Annotated in this window: 18 protein-coding genes and 1 pseudogene; 14 read left to right on the top strand and 5 right to left on the bottom strand. The window is 63.7% G+C overall.

Features of this window, described 5'->3' with window-relative positions; genetic code table 11:
- The first annotated feature begins 234 nt into the window (after positions 1–234).
- Positions 235–4,188: a trifunctional transcriptional regulator/proline dehydrogenase/L-glutamate gamma-semialdehyde dehydrogenase gene (gene putA, locus PMI20_RS05795; protein WP_007926807.1), complete on the top strand. Its 3,954-nt coding sequence runs from the start codon at positions 235–237 to the stop codon at positions 4,186–4,188.
- Between the two features lie 318 nt (positions 4,189–4,506).
- Positions 4,507–6,309 (top strand): acyl-CoA dehydrogenase, encoded by a 1,803-nt coding sequence (locus tag PMI20_RS05790; RefSeq protein WP_007926808.1) that lies wholly within the window; start codon positions 4,507–4,509, stop codon positions 6,307–6,309.
- Between the two features lie 101 nt (positions 6,310–6,410).
- Here PMI20_RS05790 and PMI20_RS05785 read toward each other — a convergent pair whose 3' ends face one another.
- Positions 6,411–6,713, bottom strand: a complete 303-nt coding sequence (locus PMI20_RS05785; protein WP_007926809.1) for a cell division protein ZapA — start codon at positions 6,711–6,713, stop codon at positions 6,411–6,413.
- Positions 6,710–6,940, bottom strand: a complete 231-nt coding sequence (locus tag PMI20_RS05780) for a hypothetical protein (RefSeq protein WP_007926810.1) — start codon at positions 6,938–6,940, stop codon at positions 6,710–6,712. Before PMI20_RS05780 ends, PMI20_RS05785 begins: the two co-directional genes overlap by 4 nt.
- A gap of 280 nt (positions 6,941–7,220) precedes the next feature.
- On the opposite strand from PMI20_RS05780, the pseudogene PMI20_RS30895 reads away from it, so the two are divergent.
- From PMI20_RS30895 to selO, 5 genes and pseudogenes are all read left to right on the top strand, one after another.
- Positions 7,221–7,991, top strand: a pseudogene (locus PMI20_RS30895) (MCP four helix bundle domain-containing protein); the annotation flags it as partial.
- Positions 7,974–8,846, top strand: coding sequence for a methyl-accepting chemotaxis protein (locus tag PMI20_RS30890; protein WP_502945118.1), 873 nt, complete (start codon positions 7,974–7,976; stop codon positions 8,844–8,846). The pseudogene PMI20_RS30895 and the gene PMI20_RS30890, both read left to right, overlap by 18 nt.
- A gap of 211 nt (positions 8,847–9,057) precedes the next feature.
- Complete coding sequence (locus PMI20_RS05770; RefSeq protein WP_007926822.1) at positions 9,058–10,800, top strand: potassium/proton antiporter; 1,743 nt, start codon at positions 9,058–9,060, stop codon at positions 10,798–10,800.
- Positions 10,801–10,835: 35 nt separating this feature from the next.
- The gene (mscK, locus tag PMI20_RS05765; protein WP_007926823.1) at positions 10,836–14,183 is read left to right on the top strand and encodes a mechanosensitive channel MscK; all 3,348 of its coding nucleotides are present in this window, start codon (positions 10,836–10,838) and stop codon (positions 14,181–14,183) included.
- A 48-nt stretch (positions 14,184–14,231) separates the two neighbouring features.
- On the top strand, positions 14,232–15,695 hold the full coding sequence (selO, locus tag PMI20_RS05760; protein ID WP_007926824.1) for a protein adenylyltransferase SelO: 1,464 nt from the start codon (positions 14,232–14,234) through the stop codon (positions 15,693–15,695).
- A 4-nt stretch (positions 15,696–15,699) separates the two neighbouring features.
- Here the strand turns inward: selO and PMI20_RS05755 are convergent, their stop codons facing one another.
- Together PMI20_RS05755 and PMI20_RS05750 are read right to left on the bottom strand one after the other, a co-directional pair.
- The gene (locus PMI20_RS05755; protein WP_007926825.1) at positions 15,700–16,101 is read right to left on the bottom strand and encodes a helix-turn-helix domain-containing protein; all 402 of its coding nucleotides are present in this window, start codon (positions 16,099–16,101) and stop codon (positions 15,700–15,702) included.
- Positions 16,098–16,394 (bottom strand): type II toxin-antitoxin system HigB family toxin, encoded by a 297-nt coding sequence (locus tag PMI20_RS05750; RefSeq protein ID WP_007926826.1) that lies wholly within the window; start codon positions 16,392–16,394, stop codon positions 16,098–16,100. Before PMI20_RS05750 ends, PMI20_RS05755 begins: the two co-directional genes overlap by 4 nt.
- A 225-nt stretch (positions 16,395–16,619) precedes the next feature.
- Here PMI20_RS05750 and trxC point away from each other — a divergent pair, with 225 nt between their 5' ends.
- Complete coding sequence (gene trxC / locus PMI20_RS05745; RefSeq protein ID WP_007926827.1) at positions 16,620–17,054, top strand: thioredoxin TrxC; 435 nt, start codon at positions 16,620–16,622, stop codon at positions 17,052–17,054.
- A 123-nt stretch (positions 17,055–17,177) separates the two neighbouring features.
- Here trxC and PMI20_RS05740 read toward each other — a convergent pair whose 3' ends face one another.
- Complete coding sequence (locus PMI20_RS05740) at positions 17,178–17,948, bottom strand: ParA family protein (protein ID WP_007926828.1); 771 nt, start codon at positions 17,946–17,948, stop codon at positions 17,178–17,180.
- 334 nt (positions 17,949–18,282) lie between these two features.
- Here PMI20_RS05740 and PMI20_RS05735 point away from each other — a divergent pair, with 334 nt between their 5' ends.
- From PMI20_RS05735 to PMI20_RS05710, 6 genes are read left to right on the top strand one after another with little or no spacing between them, the layout of a single operon-like run.
- Positions 18,283–19,014 carry a beta-ketoacyl synthase chain length factor gene (locus PMI20_RS05735; RefSeq protein ID WP_007926830.1) on the top strand — a complete coding sequence of 244 codons (732 nt, stop codon included), beginning with the start codon at positions 18,283–18,285 and terminating at the stop codon, positions 19,012–19,014.
- On the top strand, positions 18,990–19,805 hold the full coding sequence (locus tag PMI20_RS05730; RefSeq protein ID WP_007926832.1) for a lysophospholipid acyltransferase family protein: 816 nt from the start codon (positions 18,990–18,992) through the stop codon (positions 19,803–19,805). Before PMI20_RS05735 ends, PMI20_RS05730 begins: the two co-directional genes overlap by 25 nt.
- Entirely contained in the window at positions 19,780–20,040 is a 261-nt protein-coding gene (locus PMI20_RS05725) for a phosphopantetheine-binding protein (RefSeq protein ID WP_007926834.1), read from the top strand. The genes PMI20_RS05730 and PMI20_RS05725 overlap by 26 nt, the downstream gene beginning before the upstream one ends.
- Positions 20,041–20,049: 9 nt before the next feature.
- Entirely contained in the window at positions 20,050–20,304 is a 255-nt protein-coding gene (locus PMI20_RS05720; protein WP_007926835.1) for an acyl carrier protein, read from the top strand.
- Complete coding sequence (locus PMI20_RS05715) at positions 20,301–20,846, top strand: COG4648 family protein (protein WP_007926837.1); 546 nt, start codon at positions 20,301–20,303, stop codon at positions 20,844–20,846. The genes PMI20_RS05720 and PMI20_RS05715 overlap by 4 nt, the downstream gene beginning before the upstream one ends.
- Entirely contained in the window at positions 20,843–22,522 is a 1,680-nt protein-coding gene (locus PMI20_RS05710; protein WP_007926839.1) for an acyl-CoA synthetase family protein, read from the top strand. The genes PMI20_RS05715 and PMI20_RS05710 overlap by 4 nt, the downstream gene beginning before the upstream one ends.
- Positions 22,523–22,593: the final 71 nt, after the last annotated feature.

The following is a 22,593-nucleotide window of genomic DNA, read 5'->3' as shown; positions in this document are numbered from 1 at the left end:
AGCGATTTTTCCGGCGAACGCCCCGTTTTTGCTCCTTTTTGGAGCAAAAACCCATCGCGACAGAATTAAAAGCACCAAGCGGAAGCGCCGCCCAGGGACCAGAAATTAATTCCTGATGAGCTGCCTATTATTCCGATAAAAAACAGGTTGCACCCGGTTGCACCTCTCTCGGCTCACGGCTAATCTTGCCGCCAGCTGATGCCACGCAACCGTGGTAAACATGAGGATAAAAATATGGCTACCACCACCCTTGGGGTCAAACTCGACGACCCGACCCGCGAACGCCTGAAGGCTGCCGCAACCTCGATCGATCGCACGCCGCACTGGCTGATCAAGCAGGCAATTTTCAATTACCTGGAAAAACTCGAGGGTGGTGCAACCCTGACCGAGCTGAGCGGTTCGACCCGCACCGACGGCGATGACGCTGGCGAAGTGCAGACCGACCACGCTCACCAGTGCTTCCTCGAATTCGCCGAAAGCATCCTGCCGCAATCGGTGCTGCGCGCTTCGATCACCGCCGCCTACCGCCGCCCGGAACCGGAAGTGGTGCCGATGCTGCTGGAGCAGGCGCGCCTGCCGGCCACCATGGCCGAAGCCACCAACAAGCTGGCCGCGACCATCGCCGAAAAACTGCGCAACCAGAAGAGCGCCGGCGGCCGTGCCGGTATCGTCCAGGGCCTGCTGCAGGAATTCTCCCTGTCATCCCAGGAAGGCGTGGCCCTGATGTGCCTGGCCGAAGCCCTGCTGCGGATTCCGGACAAAGGCACCCGTGACGCGCTGATCCGCGACAAGATCAGCACCGGCAACTGGCAGCCGCACCTGGGCAACAGCCCGTCGCTGTTCGTCAACGCCGCCACCTGGGGCCTGCTGCTGACCGGCAAGCTGGTCGCCACCCATAACGAAGCCGGCCTGACCTCGTCCCTGAGCCGCATCATCGGCAAGAGCGGCGAGCCGATGATCCGCAAGGGCGTCGACATGGCCATGCGCCTGATGGGCGAGCAGTTCGTCACCGGCGAAACCATCGCCGAGGCCCTGGCCAATGCGAGCAAGTTCGAAGCCAAGGGCTTCCGCTACTCCTACGACATGCTCGGCGAAGCGGCACTCACCGAGCACGACGCGCAGAAATACCTGGCGTCCTACGAGCAAGCCATCCATTCGATCGGCAAGGCGTCCCACGGTCGTGGCATCTATGAAGGTCCGGGCATCTCGATCAAGCTCTCGGCCCTGCACCCGCGCTACAGCCGCGCCCAGTACGAGCGCGTGATGGACGAGCTGTACCCGCGCCTGCTGTCGCTGACCCTGCTGGCCAAGCAATACGACATCGGCCTGAACATCGACGCCGAAGAGGCCGACCGCCTGGAGCTGTCGCTGGATCTGCTCGAGCGCCTGTGCTTCGAACCGCAGCTGACCGGCTGGAACGGCATCGGCTTCGTGATCCAGGCCTACCAGAAGCGCTGCCCGTATGTGATCGACTATGTGATCGACCTGGCGCGCCGCAGCCGTCACCGCCTGATGATCCGCCTGGTGAAAGGCGCCTACTGGGACAGCGAGATCAAGCGTGCCCAGGTCGAAGGCCTGGAAGGCTATCCGGTGTACACCCGCAAGGTGTACACCGACGTGTCCTATATCGCTTGCGCCCGCAAGCTGCTGTCGGTACCGGAAGTCATCTACCCGCAGTTCGCTACCCACAACGCCCACACCCTGTCGGCCATCTACCACATCGCCGGTCAGAACTATTACCCGGGCCAGTACGAGTTCCAGTGCCTGCACGGCATGGGCGAACCGCTGTACGAACAGGTGGTAGGCAAGGTCGCCGATGGCAAGCTGAACCGTCCGTGCCGCGTGTACGCCCCGGTCGGCACCCATGAAACCCTGCTGGCCTACCTGGTCCGCCGCCTGCTGGAAAACGGCGCCAACACCTCGTTCGTCAACCGCATCGCCGACCAGTCGATCTCCATCCAGGAGCTGGTGGCCGACCCGGTCAGCCAGATCGAGCAGATGGCGACCCTGGAAGGCGGTTTCGGCCTGCCGCATCCGCGCATTCCATTGCCGCGTGATCTGTACGGCAGCGAGCGCGCCAACTCCGCCGGCATCGACATGGCCAACGAACACCGCCTGGCGTCCTTGTCCTGCGCCCTGCTGGCCACCGCCCACAACCACTGGAAAGCCGCGCCGATGCTCGGTTGCGCTTCCAGCAGCGAAACCCCGGCGCCGGTCTTGAACCCGTCCGATCACCGCGATGTGGTCGGCCATGTCCAGGAAGCCACGGTCGAAGACGTCGACAACGCCATCCAGTGCGCGCTGAACGCCGCGCCGATCTGGCAGGCCACGCCACCGGCCGAGCGCGCCGCGATCCTCGAACGCGCCGCCGACCTGATGGAAGGCGAGATCCAGCCGCTGATGGGCCTGCTGGCCCGCGAAGCCGGCAAGACCTTCGCCAACGCCATCGCCGAAGTGCGTGAAGCCGTGGACTTCCTGCGCTACTACGCGGTGCAGGCTCGCAACGATTTCAGCAACGACGCGCACCGCCCACTGGGCCCGGTGGTCTGCATCAGCCCGTGGAACTTCCCGCTGGCAATCTTCAGCGGCCAGGTCGCCGCCGCCCTGGCCGCTGGCAACCCGGTACTGGCCAAGCCGGCCGAACAGACGCCACTGGTCGCCGCGCAAGCGGTTCGCCTGATGCTCGAAGCCGGCATTCCGGAAGGCGTGCTGCAACTGCTGCCGGGCCGTGGCGAAACCGTCGGTGCCCGTCTGGTCGGCGACGATCGGGTCAAGGGTGTGATGTTCACTGGCTCCACCGAAGTCGCGCGCCTGCTGCAACGCAACGTCGCCGGCCGCCTGGACGCCCAGGGCCGACCAATCCCGCTGATCGCCGAAACCGGTGGCCAGAACGCGATGATCGTCGACTCCTCGGCCCTGACCGAACAAGTGGTGATCGACGTCGTCTCCTCGGCCTTCGACAGCGCCGGCCAGCGTTGCTCGGCCCTGCGCGTGCTGTGCCTGCAGGAAGACTCCGCCGACCGCGTGATCGAAATGCTCAAGGGCGCCATGGCGGAAAGTCGCCTGGGCAACCCCGAGCGCCTGTCCGTGGACATCGGCCCGGTGATCGACGCCGAAGCCAAGGCCGGCATCGAGAAACACATCCAGGCCATGCGCGACAAAGGCCGCAGCGTGTATCAGGTGGCGATCGCCGATGGTGAAGAGATCAAGCGCGGCACCTTCGTGATGCCAACTTTGATCGAGCTGGAAAGCTTCGACGAACTGCAACGGGAGATCTTCGGTCCGGTGCTGCACGTGGTGCGCTACAAGCGCAAGGACATCGACCAGCTGATCGCGCAGATCAACGCTTCCGGCTACGGCCTGACCCTGGGCGTGCACACCCGCATCGACGAGACCATCGCCAAGGTGATCGACAACGTCAACGCCGGTAACGTCTACGTCAACCGCAACATCGTCGGTGCCGTAGTCGGTGTGCAGCCATTTGGCGGCGAAGGCCTGTCGGGCACTGGCCCGAAAGCCGGCGGCCCGCTGTACCTGTACCGCCTGCTGTCGACCCGTCCGACCGACGCCATCGAGCAGTCGTTCGCCCGTGGCGATGCCCTGAACGCCCCGGACGTGCGCCTGCGCGATGCCATGAGCAAGCCGCTGAACGCCCTGCAAGCCTGGGCCGACAGCAACAAGCTGGCGGACCTCAGCGCCCTGTGCGTACAGTTCGCGGCGCAGTCGCAGAGCGGTGTCACCCGCGTCCTGGCGGGCCCGACCGGGGAACGCAACAGCTACGCCATCCTGCCGCGCGAACACGTGCTGTGCCTGGCGGAAGTCGAAGGCGACCTGCTGACTCAACTGGCTGCGGTCCTGGCCGTGGGTGGTTCGGCGGTCTGGCCGGAAGGCGAACCGGGCAAGGCGCTCTACGCCCGCCTGCCGAAGGACGTGCAAGCGCGCATCCAGCGCGTGGCCGACTGGACCAAGGACGACGTGGTGTTCGATGCGGTCCTGCATCACGGCGACTCCGACCAGCTGCGCGCGGTCTGCCAGCAAGTGGCCAAGCGTGCCGGCGCCATCGTCGGGGTTCACGGCCTGTCGCAAGGCGAAACCTCGATTGCCCTGGAACGCCTGGTGATCGAGCGCGCCTTGAGCGTCAACACCGCGGCGGCCGGCGGTAACGCCAGCCTGATGACCATCGGCTGAAGCCGATAGTCCGCGGCATGAAAAAGGGCGCCCTCACCGGCGCCCTTTTTTATGCCCGACGCAAATCCCCTGTAGCCGCTGCCGAGCCCGCGAGGCTGCGATCGGGGCGCAGCCCCGTAAAACCAGGCGACGCGGTATGCCTGATGGATGGGGTCCGCCTGCTGCGCAGGCGATCGCAGCCTCGCTGGCGCTCGACAGCGGCTACACCTGCCGTCCCCATCCCCTGTGTTTGGCACCTTTATCACCTTCATCAATCTTGCTATCCAGAGTTTATTCACCCACCTAGACTCGGCTGAGTCCAATCACAGGTAGGCCGCCATGTCCGAGACGTTGCTCAGTTCCCGCAATCTGGCTTTCGAGCTGTATGAGGTCCTCGATGCCGAGGGCCTGACCCAGCGCGAGCGATTCGCCGAGCACAACCGGGAAACCTTCGACGCCGCCCTCGGCACCGCGCGCAGCATCGCCGAGAAATTCTTTGCCCCGCACAACCGCAAGGGCGACGAAAACGAGCCGCGTTATGAAGACGGCAAGGCGATCCTGATTCCGGAAGTCAAACCCGCGGTCGATGCCTTTCTCGAAGCCGGCTTCCTCAATGCCGCGCGCAGCTTCGAGGCCGGTGGCATGCAGTTGCCGACGCTGTTGTCCCAGGCCTGCTTCGCGCACTTCCAGGCGGCCAACGCAGCCTCCACGTCCTACCCCTTCCTGACCATGGGCGCGGCCAACCTGATCGAAAGCTTCGGCACCGACGAGCAGAAACGGCGCTTCCTGCAGCCGATGATCGACGGGCGCTTCTTCGGCACCATGGCCCTGACCGAGCCCCATGCCGGCTCGTCGCTGGCGGATATCCGCACCCGCGCCGAACCGGCGGCGGACGACACCTACCGGCTCAAGGGCAACAAGATCTTCATCTCCGGCGGCGATCACCCGCTGTCGGAAAACATCGTGCATATGGTGCTGGCCAAGCTGCCGGACGCGCCGGCCGGGGTGAAAGGCATCTCACTGTTCATCGTGCCCAAGTTCCTGGTCAACGACGACGGCAGCCTGGGCCAGCGCAACGACGTGTTGCTGGCCGGGCTGTTCCACAAGATGGGCTGGCGCGGCACCACCTCCACGGCGCTGAACTTCGGCGATAACGGGGAGTGTGTCGGCTATCTGGTGGGCAAGCCGCACCACGGCCTGAGCTACATGTTCCAGATGATGAACGAGGCGCGGATCGGCGTCGGCATGGGCGCGGTGATGCTTGGCTACGCCGGCTACCTGTACTCCCTGGAATACGCCCGCGAACGCCCGCAAGGTCGCCTGCCGGACAGCAAGGACCCGACTACCGCGCCGGTGTCGATCGTCCAGCACGCCGACGTCAAGCGCATGCTGCTGACCCAGAAGGCCTATGTCGAAGGCGCTTTCGACCTCGGCCTGTACGCCGCGCGGCTGTTCGACGACACCACCACCCTGGCCAGCGAAGACCAGCGCAAGCAAGCCCACGAACTGCTGGACCTGCTGACGCCCATCGTCAAATCCTGGCCCTCGGAGTTCTGCCTGAAGGCCAACGAACTGGCGATCCAGATCCTCGGCGGCCACGGCTACACCCGCGAATACCCGGTGGAACAGTATTACCGCGATAACCGCCTGAACCCGATCCATGAAGGCACCCACGGCATCCAGTCACTGGACCTCCTGGGGCGCAAGCTGGCGCAGAACGGCGGTGCGGGCCTGAAACAACTGATCCGCCTGATCGCCGATACCAGCGAGCGGGCCCAGGCCCACGACGCCCTGACGGCGCTGCGCCAACCGCTGGAAAAACTGGTGGCGCGCCTGCAAAGCGTGACCCTGGGCCTGCTCAGCGACCTGGCCCAGGGCAAGGTCAACAGCAGCCTGGCCAACTCGGCGCTGTACCTGAAAGCCTTCGGTCATGCGGTGATCGGCTGGCGCTGGCTGGAACAGGCGATTCGCGCGCAGGAAGGCCTGGCCAAGGACAACCCGGCGGATGTGGGTTTCTACAAGGGCAAGCTGCAGGCGGCGCGTTACTTCCTGACCTGGGAAGTGCCGGCCTGTCATCACGAACTGGCCTTGCTGGAGGCGCGGGACGATACCTGCCTGGGCATGCAGGACGAGTGGTTCTGAAGCGCTAAAAGCATCGCGAGCAATCGAGCGCCGCCCGGCTGCTCGCGAAAACAATCAGTCCGACACAACCGCAACGGCGTTGCAGGTTGTGGGTAAACCCATCAGCTCTGGCTGATGGTCTTGGAGATCACTTCGACCGTGGCGCTGACTTGCTCTTGGTAACGGTCGAGCTCCTGCTGATGACGCTTTTGCATCTCGAGCTGCTGGGAGCACAGGTTCATCGCCGCCAGCACCAGCAAGCGGTCACCGATCAGCGTCGGGTATTTCTTCTTGGTCTCGGCCAGGGTGGCCTTCAACATCAACGCGGCGTCCAGCAGGGTCTGCTCTTCCCCGGCCGGCGCCTTGATCGAGTAGTCCTCGCCGAGAATCGAGACGACTTTTACCCCGTCGGCACCCTGCCTCATGCGCTGACAGGACCGGCACTGACGCGCTCGACCAGGGCCTGGATGCGGGCCGCGGTGGCGCCTTGTTTCTCTTCCTGTTCCATCAGGCTCAGTTGCAGGCTTTCGTTCTCATCCTTGGCCTGGGCCAGTTCTGCCTTGAGGGTTTCGTTCGTGCCCGACAGTTCCTGGTTCTGTTGCACCAGATCACTGACAAGCTGTTCCAATTGGCTTAGGGATGCTTCCAACATTTTGATTTTCCGAGCATTTTTCAAAGGGCGCGTACGATAAAGAAAAGTCACCCCGGATGCCAGATTTTCCCGGCGCAACGCCTTGATTTGCCTGGCGGGTGACCTTGCCTGCGAACTTTAAAGACTGTCATTCCCCCATCTGGTTCCTGACACTTCGTCGCTCATCAGATCTTTCTGAAACTCTTGCTCCTGCTTCAAGAATCCATTTTTCCGCGCGATAGGTCAGGGGAGCCCTATCAACCACCGCGGCATGGATTGCGCATTCTTGAGGTAGATCCCCATGTCTCTTCGCAACATGAACATTGCACCGAGGGCATTTCTCGGCTTTGCATTCATCGGCTGCCTGATGCTGTTCCTGGGCATCTTCGCCCTGAACCAGATGAGCAAGATTCGCGCGGCGACCGTCACCATTTCCACCGACAACATGCCCAGCATCCAGAGCATCGATGAGTTCACCCAGCAGATGCTGCGGCTGCAGGTGCTGTCCTATCGCCTGGTGATCAACCGCGGTCCCGAGGTCCAGGCCAAGACCCGCGAGTCGCTCGAACTCGGCAACCAGCAGATCGAAAAAATCCGCACCACCTATGAAAAGCTGGTCAGCAGCCCGGAGGAAAGCGAGGCCTACGACCACTACCTCAAGCTGCTGGCCGAATACCGCAAGCTCGAAGAGCGCATCAAAGAGCTGTCGCGCAATAACCAGCTGGGTGAGCTGCAAGAGATGCTGAACAACGAGTTGATGAAGAACTCGCAGCAGATCAACAAGGTTCTGAACCTGCTGGTACAGATCAACAGCCAGCGCTCCAAGGCCGCCAACGAGCAGGCCGCCGAGGAATACGCTTCGGCATTCAACCTGGTAGTCGCCCTGCTGATCCTGTCCACCACCCTGACCGTGGTGTTTGCCTGGTTGCTGACCCGCAGCATTACCCAACCCATCGCCAGCGCCTTGCATGCCGCGGAACACATCGCCGAAGGCGACCTCACCCAAAGCATCCGGGTCAACGGGCGCGATGAACCCGGGCGCCTGCTGCAGGCCATGGCGAGCATGCAGGAAAAACTGCGCCAGACCCTGTTGCATATTTCCGGCTCCGCCAGCCAGTTGGCTTCCGCCGCGGAAGAACTGAACAGCGTCACCGACGAAAGTGCCCGCGGCCTGACCCAGCAGAACAACGAAATCGAGCAGGCCGCCACCGCCGTGAACGAGATGACCTGCGCCGTCGAAGAAGTCGCGCGCAACGCCGTGAGCACCGCCGAGGCTTCGAACGACGCCACCCAGTCGGCCAGCGAAGGCCGCAACCTGGTGCGCGAGACCGTCAGCGCCATAGAGCTGATGAACAGCGAAGTGCAGAGTTCGGCCAACAGGATCAGCGAACTGGCCGAGGAATCGCGCGACATCGGCAAGGTGCTGGACGTGATCCGCGGCCTGGCCGACCAGACCAACCTGCTGGCCTTGAACGCCGCGATAGAAGCCGCCCGGGCCGGCGATGCCGGACGCGGGTTCGCCGTGGTCGCCGATGAAGTGCGTGCCCTGGCCCACCGTACCCAGCAGTCCACCAGCGAAATCGAACGCATGATCGGCAGCATCCAGAGCGGCACCGAGCATGCCGTCGAGTCGATGCGCACCAGCACCGAGCGCGCCGACTCGACCCTGAGCATCGCCCGTGGCGCCGGCGGTGCCCTGGACACCATCAACACCGCGGTCAACGAAATCAACGAGCGCAACCTGGTCATCGCCAGCGCCGCCGAGGAACAGGCCCTGGTGGCCCGCGAAGTGGACCGCAACCTGGTGAACATCCGCGACCTGTCGGTGCAATCGGCCACCGGCGCCAACCAGACCAGCAATGCCAGCCACGAGCTGTCACGCCTGGCCGTGGACCTGAACGGCATGGTGGCGCGATTCACCCTGTAATGCCCGGCCAATCGCGCTGATCGCCACCTGCGCCAGCCACTGCGGAACGCCATGAAGTCCGTCGGTGGCCGGCGCCAGGCGACGCTTTTCCGCCGCCTGTAAACAGGCGCAAAAGCTTTTTGACAGCATCGTATTTCAACAGGTTAGAATCGCTGGCACGCAGACTGCATGGTCAGTTTGTGCCCGCCTTTCTGCTTCTGGAGTACTGCCTTTGAATGCGACGACCATCAACAGCCTGTTCTTGATCGGCGCGTTGCTGGTAGGTGCGAGCATTCTGGTGAGTTCCCTTTCGTCCCGCCTCGGTATCCCGATCCTGGTGATCATCCTGGCCGTGGGCATGGCCGCCGGCGTCGACGGTGGCGGCATCATTTTCAACAACTACCCGACCGCCTACCTGGTGGGCAACCTCGCACTCGCGGTGATCCTCCTCGACGGTGGCTTGCGCACCCGGGTCTCGAGCTTCCGTGTGGCGTTGTGGCCCGCCTTGTCGCTGGCCACCGTCGGCGTGATGATCACCACCGGCCTGACCGGCATGGCGGCCGCCTGGCTGTTCGACCTGAACCTGATCCAGGGCCTGCTGATCGGCGCCATCGTCGGCTCCACCGACGCCGCGGCGGTGTTCTCGCTGCTGGGCGGCAAGGGCCTGAACGAACGGGTCACCGCCAGCCTGGAGATCGAGTCGGGCAGTAACGATCCGATGGCGGTGTTCCTCACCGTGACCCTGATCGACATGCTCGCCAGCGGCCAGACCGGCCTGCACTGGAGCCTGTTGGGGCATCTGCTGCGCGAGTTCGGCATCGGCGGCCTGATCGGCCTGAGCGGCGGCTGGCTGATGCTGCAACTGGTGAACCGCATCAACCTGGCCACCGGCCTGTACCCGATCCTGGTGATCGCCGGCGGCCTGGTGGTCTTCGCCCTGACCAACGCCCTGCACGGCAGCGGCTTCCTCGCGGTGTACCTGTGCGGCCTGGTGATCGGCAACCGCCCGGTGCGCAGCCGGCATGGCATCCTGCATATGCTCGACGGCATGGCCTGGCTGTCGCAGATCGGCATGTTCCTGGTGCTGGGCCTGCTGGTCACGCCCCACGACCTGCTGCCCATCGCCCTGCCGGCGCTGGGCCTGGCGCTGTGGATGATCCTGTTCGCCCGTCCGCTGTCGGTGATGGTCGGCCTGCTGCCGTTCAAGGCCTTCCACGGCCGCGAGAAAGCCTTTATTTCCTGGGTCGGCCTGCGCGGCGCGGTACCGATCATTCTCGCAGTGTTCCCGTTGATGGCCGGGCTGCCCGAAGCCCAGCTGTACTTCAACCTGGCCTTCTTTATCGTGCTGGTGTCCCTGCTGGTGCAAGGCACCAGCCTGCCGTGGGTCGCCAAGCTGCTGAAAGTCACGGTGCCACCGGAGCCGGCGCCGATCTCCCGCGCCGCCCTGGAGGTGCATGTCACCAGCGAATGGGAGTTGTTCGTCTACCGCCTCGGCGCGGAAAAATGGTGCATCGGCGCGGCGTTGCGCGAGCTGAAAATGCCCGAAGGCACCCGTATCGCCGCCCTGTTTCGTCACCAGCAACTGCTCCATCCGTCGGGTAGTACGGTGCTGGAAGCCGATGATTTGCTCTGCGTCATCGGCCATGAACACAACCTGCCGGCCCTTGGAAAACTCTTCAGCCAGGCACCGCAACGAGGCCTCGATCTGCGCTTCTTCGGCGACTTCGTTCTCGAAGGCGACGCCCAGCTGGGCGCGGTTTCGGCGCTGTACGGGCTGAAACTCGAAGGGCTCGATCCGGACATGCCGCTGAGCCGCTTCATCACCCAGAAAGTGGGGGGTGCTCCAGTGGTCGGCGACCAGGTGGAATGGAACAACACCATCTGGACGGTTGCCGTGATGGAGGGGAACAAGATCAGCAAAGTGGGCGTCAGATTCCCCGAAGGAAGTCGCCCGGGCCCCGGACTCTTCCTCTAAACTGCCTAACTTCTCATCCAGCTTGACCGGTCTCTATGCCAACCCTGCGTACCCTTTTCGCCATTGCCCTGCTGGGCCTGAGCCTTTCTGTCGGCACACTGCAAGCGGCCGAGCCGCCCAGTGCCGAGTCCGTCCAGCAGAGCCTGGATAAAATCGCCGAGCGCAAATTGCCGGAGGCCGATCAAAAGGCCCTGCAAGCGGTGCTGCAACAAACGCTGACCCAGCTGTCGAACAAGCAGGATTACGAGCAGCGCCTGAACGACCTCAAGCAGCAACTGAGCAATGCACCGCGCCAGACCAGCGAAAACCAGCGCGAGCTGACCCGCCTGAAAGCCACCAAGGTGGTGCCGGTGGCCCAGCGCTACGCCAACCTGCCGGTGTCGCAGCTCGAACAACTGCTGACCGAACGCACCACCCAGCAGGGCGACATGCAGAAAGCCCTGGCCGAGGCCAACAGCCTGGCCATTACCGCGCAGACCCGCCCCGAACGCGCCCAGGCCGAGATCAGCAGCAGCCAGACCCGCACCCAGCAGATCAATACGATCCTCAAGAACGGCAAGGACTCCGGCAAGCCGATCAACGCCGACCAGCGCAATCAGCTCAATGCCGAACTGGCGGCCATCAACGCGCTGATCCCGTTGCGCCGCCAGGAGCTGGCCGGCAACAGCCAGTTGCAGGACCTGGGCAACAGCCAGCATGACCTGCTGATGGAAAAGACCGCGCGCCTGGAGCAGGAAATCCAGGACCTGCAGACCCTGATCAACCAGAAGCGCCTGGCCCAGTCCCAGGAAACCGTCACCCAGCAATCGATCGAAGCGCAAAAGGCCGGCAGCAGCAGCCTCCTGGCCACCGAAAGCGCGGCCAACCTGAAGCTCTCCGACTACCTGCTCAAAAGCACCGACCGCCTCAATGAGCTGACCCAGCAGAACCTGCAGACCAAGCAGCAACTCGACAGCGTGACCCAGAGCGATGCCGCGCTGGACGAGCAGATCAGCGTGCTCAAGGGCAGCCTGCTGCTGTCGAAGATCCTCTATAAACAGAAGCAGGCGCTGCCGCACCTGCGGCTCGACCGCGACCTGGCGGACCAGATCGCCGACATCCGCCTGTATCAGTTCGAGGTCAACCAGCAACGCGAACTGATCAGCAGCCCCAGCAGCTATGTCAACAACCTGCTGGCGACCCAGCCGTCCGAGCAAATCACCCCGCAGCTGCGCAAAACCCTGCTGGACCTGGCCATCACCCGTGCCGACCTGCTGGAACGCCTGAGCCGCGAGCTAAGCGCCCTACTCAACGAATCCATCACCCTGCAGCTCAATCAGAAGCAGCTGCTGAGCACCTCGCAAAGCCTGCGCGCGACCCTCGACGAACAGATGTTCTGGATTCCCAGCAACAAGCCGCTGGACGGCGAATGGCTGCAAGCTGTGCCGCTGCGCCTGGAAAAACAGGTCACCACCCTGCCCTGGTCGTCCAGCCTGAGCGAGCTGGCCGACGGCCTGGCGCAACGGCCGCTGCTGTTCCTGCCATTGCTGCTCCTGATCGCGGCCCTGCTGTGGCGGCGCAAGAACCTGTACCAGCGCCTGACCAAGGTTCACAAGGACATCGGTCACTTCAAGCGCGACAGCCAATGGCACACGCCGCAGGCGATCCTGGTCAACATCCTGCTGGCGATGCCGGTCGCCCTCGGCCTGGCCCTGTGCGGCCTGGCCTTGCAGATCGACGCCCGCGGACAGAACGCCAACCTCGGCGCGGCGTTGTTGCAGATGGCCCAGGCCTGGCTGGTGTTCTATACCGCCTACCGGATCCTCGCCCCCGGCGGCGTGGCGGAACTGCACTTTCGCTGGGAAAAGCCCCAGGTCGAATTCCTCCAGGGCTGGATCCGCCGCCTCGGGCTGGTGGTCATGGCCCTGGTGGCCGTGGTCGCCGTGGCCGAACATCAACCGGCGGCACTGGCCGATGACGTGCTCGGCATCGCCGTGGTCCTGACCTGCTACGCCCTGATGGCCTGGCTGCTCAGCCGCCTGCTGCTGAGCAGCCCGACGCACCAGAACGCCTCGCTGTTCCGCAAGGCGGTGGCGGTGCTGTTCACCGCGCTGCCGATCGCCTTGTTCATCGCCGTGTGCTTCGGCTACTACTACACCGCGCTGAAGCTCAGCGACCGCCTGATCAATACCCTGTACCTGCTGATGTTCTGGCTGGTGATCGAAGCCACTTTTGTCCGCGGACTGGGCGTCGCCGCCCGGCGCCTGGCCTACCAGCGGGCCCTGGCCAAACGCCAGGCCGCCAAGGAAAGCGGCGACGGCGAAGCAGTCGAAGAGCCGACCCTGGACATCGAGAAGGTCAACGAACAATCCCTGCGCCTGATCCGCCTGGCCCTGCTCGGTGGTTTCATGGCCGGGCTGTACTGGGTCTGGTCGGACCTGATCAGCGTGTTCTCCTACCTGGACAACATCACCCTCTACGAATACACCAGCGGCACCGGCGCCAACATGAGCATGGTGCCCATCAGCATCGGCGACATGCTCGGCGCGCTGATCATCGTCGGCATCACCTTCGCCCTGGCGCGCAACCTGCCGGGGCTGCTGGAGGTGCTGGTGCTGTCCAGGCTGAACCTGGCCCAGGGCAGCGCCTACGCGACCACCACGCTGCTGTCCTATGTGATTGCCGGCGTCGGCTTCGTCTCGACCCTGTCGACCCTCGGCGTCAGCTGGGACAAGTTGCAGTGGCTGGTGGCTGCGCTGTCGGTGGGCCTGGGCTTCGGCATGCAGGCGATCTTCGCCAACTTCATCTCCGGCATCATCATCCTGTTCGAGCGGCCAGTGCGCATCGGCGACACCATCACCATCGGCAACCTGTCGGGCACGGTGAGCAGGATCCGCATCCGCGCCACCACCATCACCGACTTCGATCGCAAGGACATCATCGTCCCGAACCAGACCTTCATCACCGGGCAACTGATCAACTGGTCGCTGACCGACACCGTCACCCGGGTGACCCTCAAGCTCGGCGTCGACTACGGCTCGGACCTGGACCTGGTCAAGGAACTGCTGCTCAAGGCGGCCCGCGATAACCCGCGGGTATTGAAAGAGCCCGAGCCCCATGTGTACTTCCTCAACTTCGGCGAAAGCACCCTGGACCACGAATTGCGCATGCACGTGCGCGAGCTGGGGGACCGCAACCCGGTGCTCGACGAGGTCAACCGCTTCATCAACCGCGAGTTCAAGAAGCAGCACATCAACATCTCGTTCCGCCAGATGGAGGTCTACCTGAAGAACCTCCATGGCCAGGAATACAAGATGGTGCCCATCGAGCCGGAGACCAAGACCATTGTCCCGCTGCCCGACGGTAAACCACTGCAGGAACCGCCTCCCAGCAGGCTCGACTAAGGACGCTATCCCTAGCAGAATGCTCGGACATTCTGCTGGAGATGGCCGTTGAAAGCCCTCGACGAACTGACCTTCGACAATCGCTTCGCCCGCCTGGGCGATGCGTTCTCAACCCATGTGCTGCCCGAGCCGATCGACCGCCCACGCCTGGTGGTGGCCAGCCCGGCGGCCATGGCGCTGCTGGACCTGGACCCTGAGGCCGCGCAAAGCCCGGTGTTCGCCGAACTGTTTGGCGGGCACAAGCTGTGGGCTGAAGCCGAGCCCCGGGCGATGGTCTATTCCGGGCATCAGTTCGGCTCCTACAACCCTCAGTTGGGCGATGGTCGCGGCTTGCTGCTGGGCGAGGTGTACAACGCCGCCGGCGAGCACTGGGACCTGCACCTCAAGGGCGCCGGCCAGACCCCCTACTCGCGCATGGGCGATGGCCGCGCCGTACTGCGTTCGTCGATCCGCGAGTTCCTGGCTTCCGAGGCGCTGCACGCCCTGGGTATTCCGACCACCCGGGCGCTGTGCGTGATCGGCTCCGACACCCCGGTCTGGCGCGAGAAGCAGGAGCGCGCGGCGATGCTGCTACGCATGTCGCCCAGCCATGTCCGCTTCGGCCACTTCGAATACTTCTATTACACAAAACGCCCCGAGCAGCAGAAACAGCTGGGCGAGCACGTGCTGGCGATGCACTTTCCCGAGTGCCTGGAGCAGCCCGAACCCTACCTGGCGATGTTCCGCGAAGTGGTCGAGCGCAATGCCGAACTGATCGCCAAGTGGCAGGCCTACGGTTTCTGCCACGGGGTGATGAACACCGACAACATGTCGATTCTCGGCGTGACCTTCGACTTCGGGCCGTTCGCCTTCCTCGACGATTTCGATGCGCATCTCATCTGCAACCATTCCGATGACCAGGGGCGCTACTCGTTCAGCAACCAGGTGCCGATCGGCCAGTGGAACCTCAGCGCCCTGGCCCAGGCGCTGACGCCCTTCATCAGTGTCGAGGCCCTGCGGGAAACCCTCGGCCTGTTCCTGCCGTTGTTCCAGGCCCATTACCTGGACCTGATGCGCCGCCGCCTCGGCCTGACCAGCGCCGAAGACGAGGATCAGAAGCTGGTGGAACGGCTGCTGCAACTGATGCAGGGCAGCGGCGTGGACTACAGCCTGTTCTTCCGTCGCCTGGGGGATGAGCCGGCGGAACTGGCCGTGGCCCGGCTGCGCGACGACTTCGTCGACCGCCAGGGCTTCGATGCCTGGGCCGATCTGTACAAGGCCCGGGGCGCCCGTGATCCGATCCAGGGTCAGGAGTTGCGCCGGGAACGCATGCACGCGGTCAACCCGCTGTACATCCTGCGCAATTACCTGGCACAGAAGGCCATCGGCGCCGCCGAACAAGGGGACTACTCCGAGGTGCGCCGCCTGCACGCGGTACTGAGCAAGCCGTTCGAACAACAGGCCGGCATGGACAGCTACGCCGAACGACCGCCCGAATGGGGCAAGCACCTGGAAATCAGTTGCTCGTCCTGAGAGGTCAGATAAAGGTTTCCATCGAGACCTTGAAACGTTCGGCCAGCCAGCGGATCTGCCGCAGGTTGAGCTGACGCTTGCCGCTCAGGATCTCCGAGACTACCGACTGCGCGCCGACACCGGGCAGGTCGCTCTGGGTCAGGCCGTGTTCGCGCATCATGTAGCGCAACACATCTACTCCGCTGGCGACAGGCATCGGGCGATGTTCAAGATCGTAGGCTTCGATCCAGTCCCCGATGATGTCCACCAGGCTGTTGAGAGGATGGGCCTCGTCTTCCCCCGTCAGGTCCAGCAACTCGTCAAGGGCCTGAACCAGCCTGTCGTAGTCCGCCTCGGTTTTCGGCTTGCGCAGCAACGGCGCAACGAACTGCCAGTGTTCGGCCACTTGCTCGATCAACGCACTCATCCTCGATCCTCCTTCCACTTACCCCGGTCATATTCACGGTGGTCCAACACATGGCGGATATAGAGCTTTTGCGTCGTATAACGGACCAATGCAATCAGCCGTACCTTGTTGCCACCGATATCGAACACATGCAGCGGCCCGACCTTGTCCACCGCCGGAAACATCGCCTTCATCGCGGCAAAATCCGCAAGCCGATTGCGTTTAAGCGCGCGATACCAATCATCCAACGCCTTGGCCGAGTGTGGCCATTTTTCCTTGGCATCCCAAATTCGTTTAGCCGTGATTACACGCATGCAAAGTCCTTATCGCATACTGCTATGGCAGCCTAGAGGGTGAGACAACTTATCGCAAGTTGCTATAAATGCTCTCGGACCAATGGCACGGAGCATCGTCTCTCTCCAGCCTAGAACCGAGCCGACAGTTGCCGCGCAAAGATGTATGAGCGCATGCAACAGCTTGATAAACCGACCCACAGACTCCAGATCGGAGCTATTGGCCACTTATCCCGGAGCCCCCTCATGTCCGATCCACTGCTGATCCCCTGCCCCCATTGCAATGGGTTGAACCGCATCCCCGCCGAGCGCCTGGGCGATCAGCCCAAATGCGGGCGCTGCAAAGGCCAGGTGTTGCTGAACCAGCCTTTCGAGCTGAAACAAGGTGACTACGCCAGCCAGATCAAGGGCGACCTGCCGTTGCTGGTGGATGTCTGGGCGGATTGGTGCGGGCCGTGCAAATCCTTCGCGCCGGTGTTCGAGCAGGCGGCGGCGCAATTGGCAGGCAAGTGCCGGCTGGCCAAGCTCGACAGCGAGGCCAACCAGCAATTGTCGGCGCAGTTGGGAATTCGCTCGATTCCGAGCCTGATTCTGTTCAAGAACGGACGGGAAGTGGCACGCCAGAGTGGTGCCTTCCCGTTACCGCAACTGATGAGCTGGCTGCGCAGCCAGGGCATCTGACCGCTATCGAAATCGCCTTGAACTGTAGGAGCGAGGCTTGCCCGTGATAACGGTCTGACAGCCGACGACGATGTTGAATGTCAGGCACTCATCGCGGACAGGCCCCGCTCCTACGGAAGAAGGTCAGGCGCTTTCCAGCAGGTTGTGCAGGTCGACGAACTGCTGGGTCAGCTTGTGCCGGGGGTCGAGGTGGATCAGCGGCAGGCTGGCCTGGTGGGATTCGCGCATGCGCACCGAACTGGCCAGGTACACCGGCAATACCGGCAGGCCCTCGGCGATCAGTTCATCGAGCATTTGCTGGGGCAGGCTGGCGCGGGCCTGGAACTGGTTGACCACGATGCCTTCGACCTGCAAATCCTCGTTGTGGTCGTCCTTGAGCTCTTCGATTTCCGCCAGCAGGCCGTACAGCGCCTGGCGGGAAAAGCTGTCGCAGTCGAAGGGAATCAATACGCGATCGGCGGCAATCAGCGCCGAAACCGCATAGAAGTTCAAGGCCGGCGGGGTGTCCAGGTAGATCCGGTCGTAGTCCTCGGCCAACTCGTCCAGCAGTTTGCGCAGCTTGTTGATCTTGTGCTTCGCCTCAAGCTTGGGCTGCAGATCCGCCAACTCGGCGGTGGCCGTCACCACATGCAGGTTGTCGAACGGCGTTTCGTAGATATCGACCTGATTCTTCTTCGAGAACGGTCCGGAAGACAGGGTCTGCTTGAAGAAGTCGGCAATCCCCATGGGGATGTCGTCGCCGGTCAGGCCGGTGAGGTATTGAGTGGAGTTGGCCTGGGCATCCAGGTCCACCAGCAGCGTGCGATACCCCTCGCTGGCGCTCACGGCCGCCAGATTGCAGGCAATGCTCGACTTGCCGACTCCCCCTTTCTGATTGAACACCACGCGCCGCATGTCAGAACCTCCCTGCATCAAAGATCACCGAGTGTAGTAGCCAGTACCGCCGCTTCGCTACCTCGCTGACGGCGGACCGCCAAACCAGTTCCAGTGGCCAGAATCAGCCTAGACTTTCTTGTAAAGCCCCCGCGCTCCCGACCTGTACCATTCGATAATGGCCAAATGACACTTTTGTGCTGTCGAGCGGGTCATTTTCACTGAGCGAAACATAACCAATGTTTGCTACAAGCCAGTCACACCGGGATAATGCGCGCCACTCGGCTGTAGCTCCGTGGCAGGTGAGTCTGCGATCGAAACGCCTGACCACGTCAAGTAAGCCCGCAGGGGCGGGATGATTTTTCAAGTGATCAACTTCAACATCGCCCAATGGCGCGCGTGGGCCCCTGGGCTCGAAAGCGTGGACGATTGGCAGGCCTGGAGCCGACAACCGGTCGTGCTCCAGAGCAGTGATGCGGCCCCGGACGTGTCGTTTCTACCGGCCATGCAGCGCCGGCGCCTCAGCCGTCTGGCCCGCATGGCCTTCAGCGTGGGCTGGCCGCTGGCCGAAGGCCTGGAACAGCTACCGTTGGTCTTTATTTCCCGGCATGGCGAAACGCCGCGCACCTTCGACATCCTCAGCGACCTGGCGGCCGACCAGCCGTTGTCCCCGACCCAGTTCAGCCTCTCGGTGCACAACGCGGTGATCGGCCTGTGGTCGATCATGTGTGGCGAAACCAGCGAAATGACCGCCCTCGCCGCCGCCGGCGACGGCCTCGAACACGGCATGCTAGAGGCCGCGGCGCTGCTTGAGGAAGGCGCCCCGGCGGTGCTGCTGGTGGTCACCGAAGAGCAGCCGCCCGCCGCCTATGCCACCTGGATCGACGACGTGCCCTTCCCCTATGCGGTCGGCCTGTTGCTGACCCCCGGCCAACAGTGGCAACTGACGCTCGGCACCGCCACCGAGGGAGCGCCGCGCGCCGAGTGGCCCCATGCCCTGAATCTCTTGCGTACCCTGCTCGGCGAGCAGACCTCCTGCCAACATGCTTGGAAGAACCGTGTATGGAACTGGCAACGCAACCTGTAAATACAAAGCCCCGCGACGCCTACTACTGGCGCCTGGTCGCCACCGCAGCAAGCTTTGCCTTGTTCGGCCTGGGCGGCCTGTGCCTGCGCCTGGCGATTTTCCCGCTGCTCGCCTGCCTGCCCGGCAACGCCGAAGCGCATCGCCAGCGCGCGCGTCGCACCATCGGCCGGCTGTTCTGGCTGTTCATCCGTTTCATGGCCCGCAGCGGCGTGCTGACCTATGAAGTCGAAGGCGCACAAAAGCTCGGCCGCCCCGGACAAATGATCATTGCCAACCACCCATCGCTGATCGACGTGGTCTTTCTCATCGGCCTGGTGCGCAACGCCAACTGCGTGGTCAAGCAGAGCCTGTGGCAGAACCCCTTTACCCGCGGCCCGATACGCGAAGCCGAATACATCAGCAACGACGGCAGCATGGACATGCTCGACGCCGCCGGCGAAGCCCTGCGCAACGGCCAGACCCTGGTGATCTTCCCCGAGGGCACCCGAACCCCGCCGGGCCAGGCGCCGGCCTTTCATCGGGGGGGCGCGGCAATCGCCTTGCGGGGTGCGAGAATCATCACCCCGGTGGTGATCAAGGTCAGCCCGACCACCCTGACCAAGGCCGAACCCTGGTATCGCATCCCGATGCGCCGCGTGCACTTCAGTTTTCGCGTCGGAGCCGATATAGACCCGTATGCCTTTGCCGCCCAAGGCCCCGCACCGCAGGCCTCGCGCAAGCTCAACGATTATTTGCATCACTACTTCATTAAGGAGCTCGCCGAAGATGAGCGATCTGCACCAGGAAATTAAAATGCTGATCATCGACGCCCTGGGCCTCGAAGACATCAGCGTGCAAGACATCGGCAACGAGCAGACGCTCTTCGGTGAAGGCCTGGGCCTGGACTCGGTCGACGCCCTGGAGCTGGGCCTGGCGATCCAGAAACGCTACGGCATCAAGATCGACGCCGACGCCAAGGACACCCGCAATCACTTCACCAACGTGGCGAGCCTTGCGGCGTTCGTCACTGCAAAACAGGCAGCTTGAGACCGGACCATGCAAACTCGTGACGACATCTTCAACACCCTGCGTGATGCCCTGGTGGAACTCTTCGAACTGGAACCGGAACGCGTAAGCCTGGAATCCAACCTGTATCAAGACCTGGAAATCGACAGCATCGACGCCGTCGACCTGATCGATCACATCAAGCGCAAGACCGGCAAGAAAATCGCCGCCGAGGAATTCAAGTCGGTGCGTACCGTCAATGACGTGGTCGAGGCGGTATACCGTCTGGTCCAGCCGGCCGCATGAGCCGGCTGATCGGCCTTGGCCTGCTGCTGGCGGGCCTGTTGTATCCCTTTGCGGTGTATTTCGGCATGGAGCATTTCGCGCCATGGCAGTTCGGCCTGTTGCTCGGCGGCCTGTGGCTGGCCCGGGCCCTGACCGGCGAACGGCGTCCCGGCAGCCTGTGGATGGCGGGCGCCGCCCTGGCCTTCTGCCTGCTGCTGGCGCTGTTCGATAACCCGTTGTTACTGCGCTGGTACCCGGTGCTGATCAGCGGCTTCATGCTCACGCTGTTCGGCCTGAGCCTGAAATACGGCCCGCCGGTGGCTGAACGCCTGGCCCGCCTCAGCGAGCCTGCGCTGCCGGAAAAGGCGATTCGCTATACCCGCCAGGTGACTGTCGCCTGGAGTGTGTTTTTCCTCTGTAACGGATTGCTCGCCGCGGCCCTGACCCTATGGGCGCCGCTGAGCTGGTGGACGTTGTACAACGGCCTGATCTCCTACGGGTTGATGGGTTTGCTGTTTGCCATTGAATGGCTGTTACGACAACGCGTACGAGGCCGCGCATGAATTGGATAAAGCTTGAGCAGCTGCTGCTCAAGTCGTTGCCGGAACGGGCCGTCACGGTCGAACCGGCACTCGATCACAGCCACCTGCGGCACCAGGCCCTGAGCCTGGCCGCGGGCTTGCAGGCCAGGGGCGTACAGCGCCTGGCCCTGCACCTGGAAGATGCCGCCGAACTGGCCATCGCCCTGCTCGGCGCCTGGCGCGCCGGGGTCAGCGTGCTGCTGCCCGCCGACCTGCAACCACAGACCCGGCAACGCTGGTCGACCCAGGTCGATCTGTGGCTGACCGACCAGCCGGGCGATGCCCACTTGGCCGACTTCGACTCGCCACCATTGCCCGCCGCCGAACTCGATCTCGACGGCTGCCGCCTGAGCCTGTGCACCTCCGGCTCCAGCGGCGAACCCAAGCGCATCGACAAATCCCTGCGCCAGCTGGCCAACGAAGTCGAGGCCCTGGAGCAACTGTGGGGCGAGGGATTGGGCCAGGCCTGCATCATCGGCAGCGTCGCCACCCAGCATATCTACGGCCTGCTGTTCCGTGTGCTCTGGCCGCTCTGCGCCGGGCGCACCTTCGTGCGTCGGCAGTTGCCGTTCCCGGAAGACCTGCAGCGCGCCAGCCGCGAACACCCGGCCTTTGCCTGGGTCGCCAGCCCGGCCTTGCTCAAGCGCATGGGCGACAACCTCGACTGGCCGGCCCTGAGCCCGGTGCGCCGGGTGTTTTCCTCCGGTGGTGCGCTGCCTGCCGACGCCGCGCAAGGCCTGCAGCAGCGTCTTGGACAATGGCCAACGGAGATCCTCGGCAGCTCGGAAACCGGCGGCATCGCCTGGCGCCAGGGCGACAGCCTGTGGCAAGCCTTCGCCGGGGTCGAGCTGAGCCAGGACAGCGACGGCGCCTTGCTGATCGCTTCGCCCTACCTGCCGGCCGGGCATATCGAACACACCGCCGATGCCGCGCGCATCGCCGCCGATGGGCGTTTCGAGCTGCTCGGGCGCCTGGACCGGATCGTCAAGCTGGAAGAAAAACGCATTTCCCTGCCGATGCTGGAACAGGCCCTGGCCGGGCATGCCTGGGTCGCCGAAGCGCGCCTTGGGGTGGTCCGGGAAAACCGCGCTTCCCTCGGCGCGCTGCTGGTCCTCAGCGAACAAGGCCTACACGCCTTGCGCAATCAGGGTCGTCGGCCCCTCACGCAAGCGCTGCGCCAGCACCTGAGCCAGCATTGCGAGGCCCTGGCGCTGCCGCGCCGCTGGCGCCTGCTGCGCCAGTTGCCCCTGAACAGTCAGGGCAAGCTGCCCCAGGCCGACATCGAAGCCCTGCTGCTGGCCCCGCGCCCACGGGCGCCGGAAGTGCTGGAACAGCTCGAGGCCGACGGCGAATGGAGCCTGCAACTGGCGATCCCACCGGACCTGGCCTACTTCAGTGGCCACTTCCCCCAGACCCCGGTGCTGCCGGGCGTGGTCCAGGTGGACTGGGCATTGGCGCTGGGCCAGCAGTTGCTCGATCTGCCGGGGCGCTTTGCCGGCATGGAAGTGCTGAAGTTCCAGCAACTGGTGCGCCCCGGCGACCAGGTGCAATTGCACCTGCGCTTCGATCATGAGCGCGGCAAACTCTACTTCGCCTATCGCAATGACACCGCCGCCTGCTCCAGCGGCCGCATCCTGCTGGAGAACGCCTGTGGATAAGTTATTGACCCCAGGCAAGCGCAGCCCCCAGCGGCTTCTTGTAGCCGCTGCCGAAGGCTGCGATCGGCCGC

The sequence above is a fragment of the Pseudomonas sp. GM17 genome, assembly GCF_000282175.2.
Lineage (GTDB): Bacteria > Pseudomonadota > Gammaproteobacteria > Pseudomonadales > Pseudomonadaceae > Aquipseudomonas > Aquipseudomonas chlororaphis.
This window is presented reverse-complemented; position numbering and strand designations above follow the sequence as displayed.